Source organism: Stappia sp., assembly GCF_048268045.1.
Classification (GTDB): Bacteria; Pseudomonadota; Alphaproteobacteria; order Rhizobiales; family Stappiaceae; genus Stappia.
In genome coordinates, this window is record NZ_JBLWWG010000016.1 from 50,205 (window position 1) to 65,106 (window position 14,902).

General features: G+C 62.4%; 16 protein-coding genes. 8 read left to right on the forward strand and 8 right to left on the reverse strand.

Features of this window, described 5'->3' with window-relative positions; translation table 11 throughout:
• Positions 1-24: 24 nt before the first annotated feature.
• On the reverse strand, positions 25-1,119 hold the full coding sequence (locus ACN0WF_RS18780) for an alkene reductase (protein WP_417774295.1): 1,095 nt from the start codon (positions 1,117-1,119) through the stop codon (positions 25-27).
• Between the two features lie 235 nt (positions 1,120-1,354).
• Here ACN0WF_RS18780 and ACN0WF_RS18785 point away from each other — a divergent pair, with 235 nt between their 5' ends.
• Positions 1,355-1,921: a TetR/AcrR family transcriptional regulator gene (locus ACN0WF_RS18785; RefSeq protein ID WP_417774296.1), complete on the forward strand. Its 567-nt coding sequence runs from the start codon at positions 1,355-1,357 to the stop codon at positions 1,919-1,921.
• A gap of 100 nt (positions 1,922-2,021) precedes the next feature.
• Here the strand turns inward: ACN0WF_RS18785 and ACN0WF_RS18790 are convergent, their stop codons facing one another.
• On the reverse strand, positions 2,022-2,267 hold the full coding sequence (locus tag ACN0WF_RS18790) for a hypothetical protein (protein WP_417774297.1): 246 nt from the start codon (positions 2,265-2,267) through the stop codon (positions 2,022-2,024).
• Between the two features lie 53 nt (positions 2,268-2,320).
• Entirely contained in the window at positions 2,321-2,668 is a 348-nt protein-coding gene (locus ACN0WF_RS18795) for an HPF/RaiA family ribosome-associated protein (RefSeq protein ID WP_417774298.1), read from the reverse strand.
• A gap of 500 nt (positions 2,669-3,168) precedes the next feature.
• Here ACN0WF_RS18795 and ACN0WF_RS18800 point away from each other — a divergent pair, with 500 nt between their 5' ends.
• Positions 3,169-4,389 (forward strand): amidase family protein, encoded by a 1,221-nt coding sequence (locus tag ACN0WF_RS18800; RefSeq protein WP_417774299.1) that lies wholly within the window; start codon positions 3,169-3,171, stop codon positions 4,387-4,389.
• Between the two features lie 155 nt (positions 4,390-4,544).
• Here the strand turns inward: ACN0WF_RS18800 and ACN0WF_RS18805 are convergent, their stop codons facing one another.
• Positions 4,545-5,441: a LysR family transcriptional regulator gene (locus ACN0WF_RS18805; RefSeq protein WP_417774300.1), complete on the reverse strand. Its 897-nt coding sequence runs from the start codon at positions 5,439-5,441 to the stop codon at positions 4,545-4,547.
• A gap of 85 nt (positions 5,442-5,526) precedes the next feature.
• Between ACN0WF_RS18805 and ACN0WF_RS18810 the strand changes: the two genes are divergently transcribed.
• The 3 genes from ACN0WF_RS18810 (at position 5,527) to ACN0WF_RS18820 (ending at position 8,665) form a co-directional block, all read left to right on the forward strand.
• Positions 5,527-6,708 (forward strand): CaiB/BaiF CoA transferase family protein, encoded by a 1,182-nt coding sequence (locus ACN0WF_RS18810; RefSeq protein WP_417774301.1) that lies wholly within the window; start codon positions 5,527-5,529, stop codon positions 6,706-6,708.
• Positions 6,705-7,841, forward strand: a complete 1,137-nt coding sequence (locus tag ACN0WF_RS18815) for an acyl-CoA dehydrogenase family protein (protein ID WP_417774302.1) — start codon at positions 6,705-6,707, stop codon at positions 7,839-7,841. Before ACN0WF_RS18810 ends, ACN0WF_RS18815 begins: the two co-directional genes overlap by 4 nt.
• A 311-nt stretch (positions 7,842-8,152) precedes the next feature.
• A complete protein-coding gene (locus tag ACN0WF_RS18820; protein WP_417774303.1) occupies positions 8,153-8,665 on the forward strand; it encodes a ClbS/DfsB family four-helix bundle protein in 513 nt (170 codons plus the stop codon).
• Here the strand turns inward: ACN0WF_RS18820 and ACN0WF_RS18825 are convergent.
• The 3 genes from ACN0WF_RS18825 to ACN0WF_RS18835 form a co-directional block, all read right to left on the reverse strand.
• Positions 8,645-9,073, reverse strand: a complete 429-nt coding sequence (locus ACN0WF_RS18825; protein ID WP_417774304.1) for a VOC family protein — start codon at positions 9,071-9,073, stop codon at positions 8,645-8,647. The genes ACN0WF_RS18820 and ACN0WF_RS18825 overlap by 21 nt on opposite strands.
• 341 nt (positions 9,074-9,414) lie before the next feature.
• The gene (locus tag ACN0WF_RS18830) at positions 9,415-9,819 is read right to left on the reverse strand and encodes a hypothetical protein (protein WP_417774305.1); all 405 of its coding nucleotides are present in this window, start codon (positions 9,817-9,819) and stop codon (positions 9,415-9,417) included.
• A 29-nt stretch (positions 9,820-9,848) separates the two neighbouring features.
• A complete protein-coding gene (locus tag ACN0WF_RS18835) occupies positions 9,849-10,247 on the reverse strand; it encodes a hypothetical protein (RefSeq protein WP_417774306.1) in 399 nt (132 codons plus the stop codon).
• A 185-nt stretch (positions 10,248-10,432) separates the two neighbouring features.
• On the opposite strand from ACN0WF_RS18835, the gene ACN0WF_RS18840 reads away from it, so the two are divergent.
• On the forward strand, positions 10,433-11,230 hold the full coding sequence (locus ACN0WF_RS18840; protein ID WP_417774307.1) for an AraC family transcriptional regulator: 798 nt from the start codon (positions 10,433-10,435) through the stop codon (positions 11,228-11,230).
• Between the two features lie 215 nt (positions 11,231-11,445).
• Here the strand turns inward: ACN0WF_RS18840 and ACN0WF_RS18845 are convergent, their stop codons facing one another.
• Complete coding sequence (locus ACN0WF_RS18845) at positions 11,446-12,351, reverse strand: LysR family transcriptional regulator (protein WP_417774308.1); 906 nt, start codon at positions 12,349-12,351, stop codon at positions 11,446-11,448.
• A gap of 579 nt (positions 12,352-12,930) precedes the next feature.
• Between ACN0WF_RS18845 and ACN0WF_RS18850 the strand changes: the two genes are divergently transcribed.
• Both ACN0WF_RS18850 and ACN0WF_RS18855 read left to right on the forward strand, forming a co-directional pair.
• The gene (locus tag ACN0WF_RS18850; protein ID WP_417774309.1) at positions 12,931-14,112 is read left to right on the forward strand and encodes an SGNH/GDSL hydrolase family protein; all 1,182 of its coding nucleotides are present in this window, start codon (positions 12,931-12,933) and stop codon (positions 14,110-14,112) included.
• A 30-nt stretch (positions 14,113-14,142) separates the two neighbouring features.
• Positions 14,143-14,902, forward strand: a 760-nt coding sequence (locus ACN0WF_RS18855; protein ID WP_417774310.1) for an aldo/keto reductase, incomplete at its 3' end; no start/stop codon positions are given.

The following is a 14,902-nucleotide window of genomic DNA, read 5'->3' on the forward strand; positions in this document are numbered from 1 at the left end:
GCGCTGGCGCGCGACCCCGATGGGTCAGGACCCGCTTGCGTCGGCAAGCGTCGGATAGTCCGTGTAGCCGGCTGCGCCGCCGCCGTAGAGCGTCGCCCGGTCGATCTCCGCCAGCGGCGCGCCGCTCTTCAGCCGCTCCACCAGGTCGGGATTGGAGATGAACGGCCGGCCGAAGGCGAACAGGTCGGCCTTGCCTTCGGCCAGGCTCGACGTCGCGAGTGCAAGATCGTAGCCGTTATTGGCGATATAGGCGTTGCGGAAGCGGCGGCGCAGGGAGCCATAGTCGAAGGGCGCGATGTCGCGCGGGCCGCCGGTGGCACCCTCGACCACATGGAGATAGACGAGCCCCAGAGCATCGAGCCGGTCGACGATATGGTCGAACTGGGCCTGGGGATCGCTGGTCGTGATGCCATTGGCCGGAGACACCGGCGAGATCCGGATGCCGGTGCGCCCAGCGCCGATCTCATCGGCGACGGCGGCCGCCACCTCGAGCATCAGCCTGGCGCGGTTCTCGATCGAGCCACCATAAGCGTCGGTGCGCGTGTTCGCGCCGTCCTTGGCGAACTGGTCCAGCAGGTAGCCGTTGGCACCGTGGATCTCGACGCCGTCGAAGCCGGCCGCAATGGCGTTCGCCGCCGCCTGTCGAAAGTCGCCGACGATCCCCGGGATCTCGTCCAGATCGAGCGCTCGCGGCATCGAGACGTCGGTGAAGGCGTTGTTCACGAATGTCTTGCCTTCGGCGCGGATGGCCGAGGGCGCCACCGGCGCGCCGCCGTTCTCCTGCAGGTCGACATGCGAAATGCGCCCCACATGCCAGAGCTGAAGGAAGATCCGGCCTCCCTTGCCATGCACGGCGTCGGTGACCTTCCGCCAGCCCTCGATCTGAGCCCGGGTGTAGATGCCGGGCGTGTCCTGATAGCCTTGGCCCTGTTGCGAAATCTGGGAAGCCTCCGAGATCAGCAGGCCGGCCGAGGCGCGCTGGCTGTAATATTCCGCGGCAAGCGCGCCGGGGACGAAGCCGGCATCCGCGCGATTGCGCGTTAGCGGAGCCATGACGATGCGGTTGGCAAGTGTCAGGTCGCCAAGCGCGAAGGGTTCGAAGAGCGACGTCTCGGTCATGGGTATTCCTTCATCTTTTTGCGTTGCGGCGCCTGTCGGCCTGCCGCTTCGAAGGTCAGTAAACGCTTGTGTCCGGGGCATGGCGGACGTCATGCCGGTCAGCGGAAACGGTGGAGTTGCAGCATCGGATTGCTCTCTCCTGCGGGTGTGCCTATATTCATGATAGGCATCATGATTGTCGTTAGGTGTGATGGCCTCATGTGAATTTCAATGGCGCTTGCGGAGAATTCCGGAAATGCGGGTCACCCGAGAACAAATGGCGGAAAATCGCCGACGGATCCTGGATTCGGCCAGCCAGTTGTTCCGTGAAAAAGGGTTTGACGCGGTCAGTGTCGTGGAGGTGATGAAGGCCGCCGGCCTCACCCATGGCGGCTTCTATGGCCATTTCAGGTCGAAGGACGATCTGATCGCGCAGGCGCTGGCCCATGGTCTTGCCAGCGGCGGGGAGGGGGAGGGCGATCTTCACGCCTTCGTCGCGGCCTATCTCTCGCCCGGGCATCGCGACAATGCCGCCGAGGGCTGCGCGACCGCGTGTCTGGCCGCCGATGTCCGTCACCAGACCCCGGCGGCGCGCGCGGCACTGGAGGAGGGCATCCGGGCGCAGATCGACCGGTTCAGCAAGGCGCTTCCGGCGGCTGCGGCTGCGGACGGGCGTCAAATGGCGATCGCGAGCTGGGCTGCCATGGTGGGGGCCGTGATCCTCTCGCGGGCGATCGAGGATCCGGAACTGTCGCAGGAGGTTCTGGAACAGACGCGTTCCTGGATCGACGCAGGCATCGACCGGGCTTCCACCAGTTCGTGACCGGGGATGCGGCCGGCCTGTCGAGCGGCCGATCTGTCGGTCGATTGGCCGATGCCCGCCGACTCCGCGCAACGCGCCGTGTCGGCGGCGGGGCGGGACCCTACATGGGTTTGCCTCGGCGCCCCGGCAGACGTCGGGCGCGGCGACTTTCAGCCGCGTCCGTGCCGAGGCCGAGCCCTGTTCCCGCGGTCATCTTGCCCGTTGCACCGCCCAGGTCGAAGCCGGGCCGATCGACGGCATCATGTTGCGTCAAGCCATCTGAAGCCTTGCCGGATATCTTGTCCTGACCGGGCGTGGTTTTGCGGCTGCCTTTCGGGGCTGACGTGCCGGGTTGTTTCTCGACCATGATCCTGTGTCTCCTGGGTGCGTTGAGTTGGGCAAGGGGTGAAAGGCGCTCTCCTAGTGATCGCCGGTCCGGATGGTTTCGGCACCCTTCACGTGATTGACCCTGCCCAGGGTGGTCTCGAGCGCGCGCCGCAATTTTTTGGCAGCTCCCGAATAGGCGCCTTCAAGCGTCGCGGCGCGTTTGCTGGCCGCTTCCGGCTGGCGTCCCTCCAGGCGTGCCTCGATGAGGCAGCGCTTGTCGGAAGAGCCGGTCTTCTTGCCGTCCTGGTCGCTGAGGTGCACCTCGATACGGGTGATGTGCTGACTGAAGCGGTCCAGACGGTTGTGGATCTCGGCCGAAATACGGGCGGACAGGTCGTCCCCGCCGGCCACGTTCTCGTCGGTGTTGATCTGAATTTGCATGACTGCGTCCCTTTCTCGAACCACCGCCCGGCGCGCAAAAGCGGCTGCCGGGGAGGGTGCTGTAGCCGACTCGAGCCGGCGTGAAAGGAGATCGCCGACCCTTGGCTGACTGAACCATAGCCCCGCCCGGTCGGGCGCGGGCTGATGTCGATCAACCTCGTGCCGGGACCATCCACCCGCAGCCGACGCGAACGGGCGGGATGTTGCGGGGAGGAGGAGGGGCTGCGCCTATCCAGCTCATTCTTCAGACGGCGGCTTCCTGCCACCTGATTGCCATCCCCCCTGATGGCTTGGGGAACATCCTCTGCCACGCGTAGAGCGCGTGCAGGCTGGTGACCCGAGCCGCTCAGCGGGATAGCCCTGCCCAGGAAACTGCGCGCCCGCCTCGCGCTTGAAAACATCGTGGAAATTGGCTTTGCCCGTAACGGCTTCCCTGCATCAAAATATCGGGAGAAGGCGCCTTCGAATCTCCAGGGGCTATTCAACAATCAGGATTGCCCATGCCCCAGACCAATGCTTCCGATCCTTCAGGCTCACTTGTCGAAAGGCTGGACCTGCCGCCTTTGGATCAAGGCCCACTCGACAATATGACCTTCACCGTGAAGGACAATATCGACATTGCAGGCCATCGCACCTCCTACGGCAGTCCGGCTTGGCGGGACACGCATCCGGCGCCGGTACACAACGCGCTTTGCGTGGACCAGCTTCTCGCTGCGGGCGCACGCTGCGTGGGCAAGGTCGTTGCCGACGAATTCACCTATAGTCTGGATGGTGAAAGCCAGTTTTTCGGCACCCCGCGCAATGCAAAAGCTCCCCGGCGCATCCCCGGCGGATCGTCCAGCGGATCGGCGGCCTCCGTCGCCAACGGATTGGCTGATGTCTCAATCGGGACGGATTCGGGGGGCTCGGTAAGGGTTCCGGCCAGTCTTTGCGGTCTCTGGGGCATGCGCCCATCCCTGCACCGCATTTCCGAGGCCGGGGTGTTGCCCTTCATGCCAGGGGTCAGCACGGTGGGGGTTCTGGCAGCCAGCTTCGCCGATCTGGATAGGGCGGCGCGGGTTTTGTTGCGCAGCGGATCGAAGCCGGTGACGCCGCTTTCGCGGATACTGCTTTTGAGCGATGCGATGGAGATCGCCGATCTTGCTGTACAAGAGCAGGTGCGCCAGTCGCTGGACGACATCGCGCGCCGCACCGGCATTGCCGTCGAGCCGATCCGTTTCGCCCAGCTCATTGGAGAAGACATTCCGTTGAGCACCTGCAATGTGGGGGCGCTGCGCGATCTGCAGACCGCGGAATTCCAGAGCACGCTTGGCAACTGGATCGAGACGGTGCAACCGGAACTCGGGGTCACCTTTTCCATGGCCTATGAGAATGTGCGGCGGTTCGATCGGCTTTCCGCCCTCAAGAGCGTGACGCGTTGCGAGCGGCTCTTCGAACGGATTAACGCTGCGCTTCCCGCAGGCACTGCAATCTGTTTTCCAACCACGCCGGTCATTGCGCCGTTGAAGGGGGCGTTGAATACGCTCGACGCGGTGATGGACTTCTACAACCGCACGATGACGATCACCGCATTTTCCGGGGTTGCCCGTCTGCCCGAGATTTCGGCCCCATTTCTGAGCGTTGAAAGCTGCCCGGTCGGACTTTCCTTTGCCGCGGGCCATTATCAAGACGAGTTTCTGCTCTCAGCACTAAAAAGCATATTGGCGGCCGCGACGTCCTGATGCTCGCATCGACATCGGTGTGGCAACGGCTACGCCTCTCGCTGTCAGTGGCGTTTCGTTCAACACCCGACGGCCATCAATCCGCTTGCCCCCACGCACCTTGGTGGGCGGCAAAGGCTGGATAACCGGCATATGCGCCGGGGATCATCTGGCGCTCAGGTTGGCGGGTTGAAATAGGCTTCGGTAAAGGCTGTAAAGGCCTGGATAATTGGCCGTTTGAGTGCCGCGCCGCGATGGGCAAGGGCAATCTGATGCTGCGGCGGGTGGCCTGCAAGGGGCACCCGGACGACCGGACTGCCATCGTAGCAGGGGCCGTCCGGCAGGTCGGTCGCCAACAGGCCGACACCGAACCCGTTGGCCACCATTGAGCGCAGCATTTCAATCGAGCCGGTTTCGTGGGCCACCCGCACCGGGACACTGGCATTCTGCAACAGCGACAGAAAATAGCCACGGCTGTGCGGCAGGTTCACCAGGATGATCGGCTCCTGTGCCAGTTCTTCGCCGCGCAGACTGCTTCGTCCTGCAAGCCTGTGCCCCTGCGGCAGAAGGGCATAGGGCTCGGCCGCGGCCAAGGGCCTGATGACGAAATCTGACGGAATGCCGAAATCATAGAGCAGCGCCAGGTCAATCCGGCCCTCGCTGAGCCAGTCGAACAGCGTTTGCAGGTCGCCTTCAAGGATGCGGACTTCCGCGTCGGGGCGGGCTTCCAGAAAGCCGCGCACCAACTGCGGCGCGTAGCGCGGGCCAAGGGTGGAAAACACCCCGAGATGCAGAAATTCCGGCGTTCCCTCGCCGCAGCTCAGGACCCAGCGCGCCTGCTTTTCCAATTCGCGCAGTTGGGCGAGCTTGTGCTGCCCGAACGGGGTGAGTTCCATCCCGCGTCCGGGGATGCGGATGAAGAGCTTCTGCCCGAACACCTCCTCGCAGCGGGAAATGGCCAGCGAAACCGCGGGCTGAGAGGTATTCAGCGCGCGGCTTGCCGCGGCGGTGCTGCCTGTGTCCGCGACCGCCAGCAGGACTTCGACCTGGCGGAAGTTCAGTGGTATATTCAAACGAGAATATCCTTTATATCGCCCTCTTATTTCCGAGTATACCCAGCCGCACGCTATCCTCCAGCAAACAAATGATGGGGGATGCATGTTCGAAACTGACAAACCGGCAGGCCGCAGGCCGCTCGAGGGTGTTCGGGTGCTGGATTTCTCCCGCGTCCTGGCCGGGCCCTACTGCACGGCGCTGATGGCGGATCTGGGTGCGGAGGTGATCAAGGTAGAGCCCCCCGCGGGCGACGACTACCGCCATATCGGTCCGTTCAAGGACGGCGAGAGCCTGCTGTTCCAATCGGTGAACCGCGGCAAGAAATCCATCGTCCTGGATCTGAAGTCCGAGGAAGGCGCGGCGGCGGCCCGGGCGCTGGCGGCAGAGTGCGACGTGCTGGTCGAGAACTTCCGCCCCGGTGTGATGGAGCGGTTCGGGCTGGGGGCGCAGACGCTGTGCGCGGCCTGTCCCCGGCTGGTCTACGTTTCCGTGTCCGGGTTCGGCCAGACGGGCCCGAACCGGATGCAGCCGGCCTATGACATCATCATCCAGGCGATGAGCGGGCTGATGGATATCACCGGCGCCGAAGACGGCCCGCCCATGATGGTCGGCGAAGCCTTTGCCGATGTTGCAGGCGGCCTGTTCGCGGCCTTCGGGGCGATGGTGGCTCTGTTCGACCGCAGCCGCAGCGGCAAGGGGCGGCATGTCGATCTGGCGCTCTACGACGCGTTGGTGTCGATGATGCCGGTCGCGGCCTGTCGGGCTCTCATGGCGGGCGAGACGCCAAGGCGGACGGGCAGCAAGCATGCGCTGTCGGCCCCCTTTGGCACCTACCCGGCAAGAGATGGCGGTTTCACCGTCGCGGTGCTGAACGACCGGCTGTTCGAGCGCTTCGCGGCCGCCATCGGCGCGCCGGACCTGGCGGACGATCCGCGTTTTGCCAGCGATTCCTTGCGGCGGCAGAACGAACCGGCGCTGGCGCAGCACATCGAAAGCTGGTCCGCCGACCGCAGCGCGAAGGAGGCTGTGGCGATTCTGTCCGAGGCGGGCATTCCGTCCGCGGCCCTGTGCTCGGTGTCCGAGGCCTGGGGTTCGCCGCAAGCGCAGGCGCGCGGGCTGGCATCGACGGTGGATCATCCCGCCCTTGGCACGGTCACCGTGCCGGAGCAGCCAGTGCATTTCAGTGGTGCGCCACGGGGCGGACGTCAGTCGGCGCCCGCCCTGGGCGCCCATACCCAGGACATTCTGCAACAACTGCGGCACAAGCCGGGAGAGCCCCAATGAGCGTTGACCTGAACAGCGAAGAGCAGGCCGTCATCGACCAGATCGAACGGTTCTCCGGCAAGGTCCTGGCACCTGCCGCCGCCGAAATCGATGCGAAGTCCCGATTTGCGACCCTGCATCGTCCAGCGTTGGCCGAGATGGGCATCATGGGGATGAACCTGCCCGAAGCTCATGGCGGCATCGGCCTGTCCGGGCCGGCGCTCTACTACGCGGTGGAGGCCATCGCGGCCGCCTGTGGCTCTACCGCCTCGATGCTGACCGCGCATTTCCTGGCCACGGATTCGCTGCTTCTGGGGGCGGATGAGGCGCTGAAGCAGCGCATTCTGCCCGCGGCGGCGGCGGGTGAGACCCTGGGGGCCTTTGCCCTGACGGAGCCGATGGCCGGCTCCAACCCGGCGGACATGCGCAGCACCGCCACCCGCGAGGGCGACGGCTACCGGCTGAAGGGCTCCAAGTGCTTCATCTCCAATGCGGGGGAGGCGGATTTCATTGTGGTCTACGCCAAGACAGACAGTGCTGCCGGCGCCCGCGGGGTCAGCGCCTTTGTGGTGGAACCGGCCAGGATCGACGGGGTGGAGATCGGCAAGCACGAGGAAACCATGGGCCTGCGCGGCGGCCATGTGTTCCCGGTCTCGTTCGACTGCCACGTGCCCGCGGAAAACCGGCTGGGCGACGAGGGCACCGGGTTCCGCACCGCGATGAAGGTGTTGGACAATGGCCGTATCGAAGTGGCCGCTCAGGCCACCGGCATTGCGCGCGCCGCGCTGGATGCGGCTGTGTCCTATGCCCGGGAACGCGAGGTTGGCGGACAGCCGATCGGCAATTTCCAGGGGTTGCAATGGATGCTGGCCGACAGTGCCACCGAACTGGCTGCAGCGCGGGCCCTGGGGTTGCAGGCCGCCCGCAAGCGCGGAACGGGAGAGCGCTATTCGAGGGACTCCGCCTTTGCCAAACTCTACGCCAGCGAGGCGGCCTGGCGCATCGCCGACCGGGCGCTGCAGATCCACGGCGGATACGGCTACACCCGCGACTTTCCGCTGGAACGGTACCTGCGCGACTTGCGGATCTTCCGGATTTACGAAGGCTCCTCCGAGATCCAGCGAACCATCATTGCCCGCGACCTGCTGAGCTAACTTTTGGCAGGGCCTCGTGCCGACTTTTGCCGCCTTGGAAAATTGCTTAATCGCAGCGAAATCAACGCAGCGATTAAGCAGGGCAAGACTATCCCTTGATGCCCACCCGGTGATGCCGCAACCGGCGAGGAGGGGCGCCTGTTTGCTGGTCTTGCGGGATATCCGTCCATGGAACTCTGGAATAGCATCAAGGTGGGCAAGCTGCGTGTTCGTGTTTGGGGGAACCACGACCCGAGCAACGGCGGAGTTTTGACGATAAGGGAAAACGGCCGGATCTTTTCGAGGATCGATGCTTCAAATGAGGGAAATACATGGCTGTTCCAACGTCCAAGGCGGAATTGCTGACTGCGATTACGACGGCGTTCGAAAAGCTGATGACGGATTTGGCGAAGGTTCGGCCCAACCACGCACGTCAGGTCACGATGAAGGGCCATGCCAACGGAACCACCATGAGCCCGGCCGATCTGGTGGCTTATCTGGTCGGATGGAACGAGTTGGTTCTGAAATGGCTGGATCGCGACGACCGGGGTGAGCCGGTTGACTATCCAGAGACCGGATTCAAATGGAACCAGCTTGGCCTGCTCGCTCAGAAATTCTACTCAGATTGCAGCACAGTCCAATGGCACGAACTGCTGGCCCGTCTGCAGGAGGCAAATGCAGGATTGATCGCGACGATCACGGTCCTATCAGATGAGGAGCTCTATGGCGGCGCCTGGTACGGGAAATGGACCAAGGGCCGCATGATCCAGTTCAATACCTCGTCCGCTTACGCCAATGCGCGAGCCCGGATTCGGGCGGCGACGCTAAAACTCGATCGTGACTGACGGCACGTTGCGCTTCGCCTCGCCTTGATAGACGGCCTCAATGTTGTTGCCATCGGGATCGAGGACGAAAGCGGCGTAGTATCCCGGATGGTAGGCCCGCACTCCGGGTGCGCCGTTGTCGCGCCCTCCGTGGGCCAGGGCCACGCTATAGAAGGTATCGACAATCGCGCGATCTTTCGCCTGGAAAGCGAGGTGATGTCGCCCCGTCAATTCGCCCGCTGCTGTGGCGCTGTCTGCCGAGGATACGATGAGTTCATCGGCCAAGAAGTAGCCGTTGTCCGTGCTGAGAACTGGTATATCCAACACAGACATGACTGCCTTATAGAAGGTTTCGCTCGCCGCGAGGTCGCGCACGACAAGTTGGATATGATCGATCAAGCGTCCACGGTGCAGTCGGTTTGCTTCCATGTCTTTCTTCCGTTGAACAAGGGGCGGACATACCTTCGCACAATCGGGAGAAACCGGTAAATTTCAAAGCAGCCACTCCAAGCGAAGACTGGAAACGACCGGAACAGGGCCGATGCCAGCCTCTTTCGGCATCCCGGAATTGTCGGGCTGAAGCGCAGAACAGGCAGTGTTGTGCGGCGATCGACGGCAACATCGGATCATATACGGCAATCAGCGGAAAATGGCGGGCCGTGCGGGATACCAATGGGCACGATACCCACGCCATACCCCTACCGACTGAACCTTGATCGAAGCGTGCAAGCTACTGGAAAACGTCTTCGCGTCGTCCACTCGGTCGCTTGTCAGGCCGTTGCAGCCCCCGCGTGCTCCGAAAGCAGTTTCCTGGCGATCTCCATGGCCTCCTCGCGAGACGCGGCAAGCTTCATCGGATGGCCCCAGAATTTGGCAAAGGCCACACCGAAAGGCTTGAATGCCATACGCTTGGCGGCGCTCGGCTCAATCACGATCATTGCCAGAACAAATTTCTGCAGTTCGGCCTTGTGTTTCTTCATCCACAGCACGGTGCGCTTCTTTTCTTCCTGGCTGTGCTCGTGGTCTTCGGTCGGAGCGTTGTCGGTCAAGATCACGAACGGTGCGCCGCGCTTAAAGCTTGCCTCTAGCACCTCGAAGTCCTCATCATGGTCGTGATCGGGCCCCTCGTCATAGCTCATCCAGACGAGCGGGAAGTCCGTGCTGTTCAAAGGCATCTATCGTCTCCTTGCCGGGATGGATGGTTTCAATTCGGGCGGATGTGTCGCCACGACATGATCAGCGCGACCGCGCCCGGAAGCGTGACTGCCAACAGCTCCAGGGCAACGAGATGGCCGCCGTCGCGCAATCCATCGAAAACGCCGGTGAGCGTGCTCATGGCGCAAAGGAGACCGCCGAGGACGAGCATGGCCCAGTCGGTCGCGCGCCTTGCGACAAGCGCCAGCAACGGCGGCACGACCCAGGCACCGTAGAAAATAGATACGCCCCACAACGCGGCGGGATCGAGCGTCATGGCCTCCATCGCTCCGCCGCTACCGACATAGGCGTTCAAGTAAGAGAAGCATTGGATTGTGACAAATATTGCGGCGCCAACGGCTGGAACAAGCCATGCGAGTGCAAGCTTGACGGGGTTTTCTTCGATCACGTCAAAACTCCTGTCCAAATGTGTTCGACAGGGCAGTTGAACTGCCGCCCCTCTCGAAGAGGCGCGCGATCACGATCGCCGCGCATGCCTTCTACCCGAAAGCAATAAGGCAGCCGGCAGTCGGCGTCATTGCGCAATTCCGCAATTGCATGTTTCAATCCGGCCAAACGAAAATGCCGAGGCCCATGATGTATGTAGACGCCCATTGCGACTGGCTTGCTTATGTGGATGAGATTCCTCGCGCTCTCGTCGCGGCGAACGCTGTCGCCAGTCTCGAAACCCTGGAGCAGTCGCCGCGACACCGGCATCAGAAAGCGCAACTGCTTTTCACCGTCCGTGGTGTTATCAACTGCGAGGTTGAAGACGCGGTCTGGATCGTGCCGCCGCAATGCGCGGTGTGGATTCCCGGCGGGCTGCCCCATACCGTTTTCGGTTCGGGCGAGGTGGAGTGCATTTCACTCTTCATAGAACCTCCTGAGGCTCCGAACCTGCCGAATGAATGCTGCACGATCACGGTGTCGAGCTTTTTCAGTCATTTGCTGTTGCGGGCCAACGAGCTACCGGAGCTGTATGACGTCGACGGGCCGGACGGCCGGATCGTGTCCGTTATCTTCGATGAGCTGGCTGCGGCACCGGTCGAAGACATCCGCCTCCCGATTCCTGGCGACCCGCGCCTGAAGAAGCTCACCGACCTGTTGATCGCGGCGCCTGCGGATCATGCGACCGTCGCGGAGTGGGCCTCCCGCGTCGCGCTCAGCGAGCGCAGCCTGAGCCGTATGCTGGCGGAAGAGGTGGGCATGAGTTTCGGCCGCTGGCGCCGCCAGTTGCACATCGTCCTTGCCTTGCGGCAGTTGAGTGCCGGCCAGACGGTCAAGGCGGTCGCCATGGATCTCGGCTATGAAAGCGCCAGCAGTTTCGTGACCATGTTTCGAAAGATGGTTGGCAAGCCGCCGAGCCGCTATCTGCTCGAGCGGCGGCGGTAGGAGCAGCCCGGTGTCATCCGCGATCACCGCATGGCGAACGCTCCTGTAACTGTAGCGTGCAAGAACATATGGCACTGAGCCGGGATTGGGTGGGAACTGGCGGAAAGAACAGAAAACGCGCGAAAGTCTGGGAATAGTGGCGCTCAGCGGCAAATGGCGGGGCGAAGACGGCAAAGCCGAGAACCACGTCTACGCCATAGCCCTCAGAACTATCGTCATGACACTTTCCCTCGCTCGGCCAGGAAGTCCAGCACCGCCCGAACGCGCGAGGGTAGCGGACCACCTTGGCCGACATGGACGGCGTGAAAATCCTCTTTCTCGCCGCTGTCGAGATTGCTGAGGACCGGTATGAGCCTTCCGGCGGCGACATCTGCGCGCACCGTAAAGTCCGCAAGGCGGGCAAGGCCAACACCCGAAAGCGCCAGATGGCGCAAGCCTTCGCCATCGCTGGCTTGCACCCGGCCGGTGGCAGGTACGAGCCTATCCTCGTCAGTTTCCCGCAGCCGCCAGCCATCAACCGCGCGTGCATACCCAAAGCCAAGTCGATTGTGCTGTTCGAGATCAGCAATGCTGCGCGGCTCGCCGTGGCATTCCAGGTAGGAAGGCGAAGCGACGATGGTCAGCGCCGTCTCACCGAGCTTGCGGGCAACGAGGCTTGAGCTTTTCATTGGCCCGGCCCGGACGGCAACGTCCATGCGCTCCGCAAGGAGATCAACCACGGCATCGGTTTGTACGATGTCGAGCGTGACGGCTGGATGCTGCGCCAGAAAATCCGTCAGCACTGGCGCAAGTATGTGATTGAAGTATGAGGCGCTGGTGTTGATGCGCACGCGGCCCACCGCCTCTTCGCCCATGCCAGCCGTCCGTTCGGCGTCCTCCAGATCGGCGAGGATTCGTGTCGCCCGTTCATAAAACGTGCAGCCCTCGGGCGTGAGTTGAAGCTGGCGCGTCGAACGATTGAGCAACCTCGTGCCGAGCCGCGCCTCCAACCGTGCGATCAACTTGCTGACCGCCGAGGGCGTCATTCCCGCGATACGCGCTGCGGGCGAGAAGCCACCCTGTTCAACCACGCGGACAAACACTTCCATCTCGCCGGATCGGTTGATTTCAATACGTGCCATGATGACTTCATCTCATAAGTGATATTCAAAAATGCAGTCTATTTCATCAAACGCAGCTCGTCTATCTCTCAGCAAATAGAACCGAATGAAGATCGGAGTTCATCATGCCGCTGACGTTCCACGCTCTGACGGACGGGGCGTTCGGGAAATGAACAGCCGGACATTGGCAAGGTCTTCACTGGCCTTCTGGGAGCAACCGGCTTTGCCACCGTCGCGCCTTTGCAGATGGGGGGCTGTCGAAAGTCGGTGGTGCGCGCATCAAGCTTAAATCTCGTAATGCCATCGGCGCATGGGCGAGCGGCATGGTCATCGGCCACGGCCCGGGCATCGCCTTTGCAGCCGTTGCGGCCGCAATCTTCCCGCTGCTTGCCATAGCCACTGCGTTTCTCGCCTTCAGGACGACAAACGCAGGAGATCGCACCCGTCAACCAAATCAGACAACCCAAATGACAGGATCGAATTACGATGCCATCTAAGTATTCAGCGGTGCCCCCCTGTCGAGCGCGCGTCAAAAACTCCCTTCGTCCCGGAACCTTTGCCATTGCGTTTGCACTCGCCTCAGCTCTTTCCGGGCTGGCCATGGCTCAGGATCAGGAGCGCAACTGGGTCGGTACGTGGATGGCGAGTCCGCAACCGATCTGGGGGACGGATTTCCCATTCCCGACCAAGATTCCGGTATCTGCAAGCGATCAAACCTTCCGGCAAGTCGCGCAGATCAGCCTTGGCGGTTCGCGCGTGCGTTTGGTTTTCTCCAATTCATATGGAGAAAAGCCCCTGCGGATTGGCGGCGCGAGTGTTGGATTGGCCGGCGAGAACGGCGCGACAATCCCCGGCACACTCCACCAAGTAGCTTTTGGCGGCCAGGATGGGACCATCATCCCGCCCGGTGCGCCGGTTGTCAGCGATCCGGTGGACATGGCGGTCGAGGCCCGGTCTGACCTCGCTGTCTCGATCTATCTGCCCGAAGATACCCCGCTGACCACATTCCATTGGGATGGACGCCAGACGGCATGGTTTGGGGATGGAAATCTCATCGCAGCGGAAGATTTCCCCGCGGCATCTGCGACGGACGCCCGCCTGCTTCTGACTGACGTGCTGGTCGATACGCCGAATGAGGGGGCCGTCATCGTCATCGGGGATTCGATCACCGATGGGAACGGCGCAACTCTGGATGCCGATACCCGCTGGTCCGACTTTCTTGCCGAAAGGCTTGGGCCGCATCGGATTGCTGTACTGAACGCCGGAATCTCGGGTGGCAGGCTGCTTCAGGATAAAATGGGCGTGAACGTCGCTGCGCGACTACAGCGCGATGTGTTCTCGCAACCGAATGTGAAGGCAGTGGTCCTTCTGATCGGCATCAACGACATTTCCTGGCCCGGTACGAATTTCGCACCTGATCAGACGCGCCCAACCCTCGATCAGATGATCGCCGGTTATCGGCAGGTCATTGAGCTGGCCCGCGCCAACAACATCCGTCTGATCGGGGCGACCTTGCCGCCATTCGAGGGGGCGCTGAGCGGAACGCCACTCGGCAACTACTATCACCCGGATAAGGACGCGCTCCGCCAGGAGGTTAACCGCTGGATCAGGGAAAGCGACGCCTTCGATGCCATCGTGGATTTCGACGCCGTTCTCCGTGATCCCGGACATCCCACGCGGCTCATGGCAGCATTCGATTCCGGGGATCATCTTCATCCCGGCGACGAGGGCAATCGCGCGATGGCAGAGGCTGTCGACCTTGATGCTCTGCTCGGTCGCTGACCCATCAACTGAAACCGAAAGGACCTTCTCATGGAATATCGCTCCCTTGGAAACTCCGGCCTCAAGGTGCCGGTCCTCAGCTTCGGTGCCGGCACGTTCGGTGGCTCCGGCCCTCTGTTCAGCAACTGGGGCACGTCCGATGCGACCGAGGCACGCCGTCTCGTGGACATTTGCCTGGAAGCCGGCGTCAACCTGTTCGATACCGCCGATGTCTATTCGCAAGGCGAGTCGGAAGAGGTGTTGGGCGAGGCAGTTAAGGGGCGGCGCGACACGGTGCTGCTTTCAACCAAAACCAGCCTGCCGATGGGTGACGGGCCGAACGATGCGGGCTCCTCGCGCTTCCGGCTGATCCGGGCCGTCGAGGATGCGTTGCGCCGCTTGCAGACTGATTACATCGACCTGCTGCAACTTCATGCCTTCGATGCAAGCACGCCTGTCGAGGAAGTTCTTGCGACACTCGATATGCTCGTTCGCGCCGGCAAGGTCCGCTATGTCGGCATCTCGAATTTCTCCGGCTGGCAGATCATGAAATCGCTCGCCGTCGCCGACCGCTATGGCTGGCCGCGCTATGTCGCCAATCAGGTCTACTATTCGCTGGTCGGGCGCGATTTCGAATGGGATTTGATGCCGCTTGGAGCGGATCAAGGACTTGGCGCAATGGTCTGGTCGCCGCTTGGCTGGGGTCGGTTGACGGGGAAAATTCGTCGCGGTGCGTGGTCTGCCCCCAGAAAAGTGGTCCTTCTTGAAGTAGGCTTTCGAGCCAGATGGAGGACGAACGAATGGGACAGAA

What these genes read in the sequence shown, in the direction of transcription:
- ACN0WF_RS18830 (WP_417774305.1), bottom strand. Translation starts at nt 9,819, where the DNA reads ATGCCTTTGAACAGCACGGACTTCCCGCTCGTCTGGATGAGCTATGAC.
- ACN0WF_RS18790 (WP_417774297.1), bottom strand. Translation starts at nt 2,267, where the DNA reads ATGGTCGAGAAACAACCCGGCACGTCAGCCCCGAAAGGCAGCCGCAAA.
- ACN0WF_RS18845 (WP_417774308.1), bottom strand. Translation starts at nt 12,351, where the DNA reads ATGGCACGTATTGAAATCAACCGATCCGGCGAGATGGAAGTGTTTGTC.
- ACN0WF_RS18815 (WP_417774302.1), top strand. Translation starts at nt 6,705, where the DNA reads ATGAGCGTTGACCTGAACAGCGAAGAGCAGGCCGTCATCGACCAGATC.
- ACN0WF_RS18800 (WP_417774299.1), top strand. Translation starts at nt 3,169, where the DNA reads ATGCCCCAGACCAATGCTTCCGATCCTTCAGGCTCACTTGTCGAAAGG.
- ACN0WF_RS18810 (WP_417774301.1), top strand. Translation starts at nt 5,527, where the DNA reads ATGTTCGAAACTGACAAACCGGCAGGCCGCAGGCCGCTCGAGGGTGTT.
- ACN0WF_RS18785 (WP_417774296.1), top strand. Translation starts at nt 1,355, where the DNA reads ATGCGGGTCACCCGAGAACAAATGGCGGAAAATCGCCGACGGATCCTG.
- ACN0WF_RS18840 (WP_417774307.1), top strand. Translation starts at nt 10,433, where the DNA reads ATGATGTATGTAGACGCCCATTGCGACTGGCTTGCTTATGTGGATGAG.
- ACN0WF_RS18780 (WP_417774295.1), bottom strand. Translation starts at nt 1,119, where the DNA reads ATGACCGAGACGTCGCTCTTCGAACCCTTCGCGCTTGGCGACCTGACA.
- ACN0WF_RS18820 (WP_417774303.1), top strand. Translation starts at nt 8,153, where the DNA reads ATGGCTGTTCCAACGTCCAAGGCGGAATTGCTGACTGCGATTACGACG.
- ACN0WF_RS18850 (WP_417774309.1), top strand. Translation starts at nt 12,931, where the DNA reads ATGGCTCAGGATCAGGAGCGCAACTGGGTCGGTACGTGGATGGCGAGT.
- ACN0WF_RS18795 (WP_417774298.1), bottom strand. Translation starts at nt 2,668, where the DNA reads ATGCAAATTCAGATCAACACCGACGAGAACGTGGCCGGCGGGGACGAC.
- ACN0WF_RS18825 (WP_417774304.1), bottom strand. Translation starts at nt 9,073, where the DNA reads ATGGAAGCAAACCGACTGCACCGTGGACGCTTGATCGATCATATCCAA.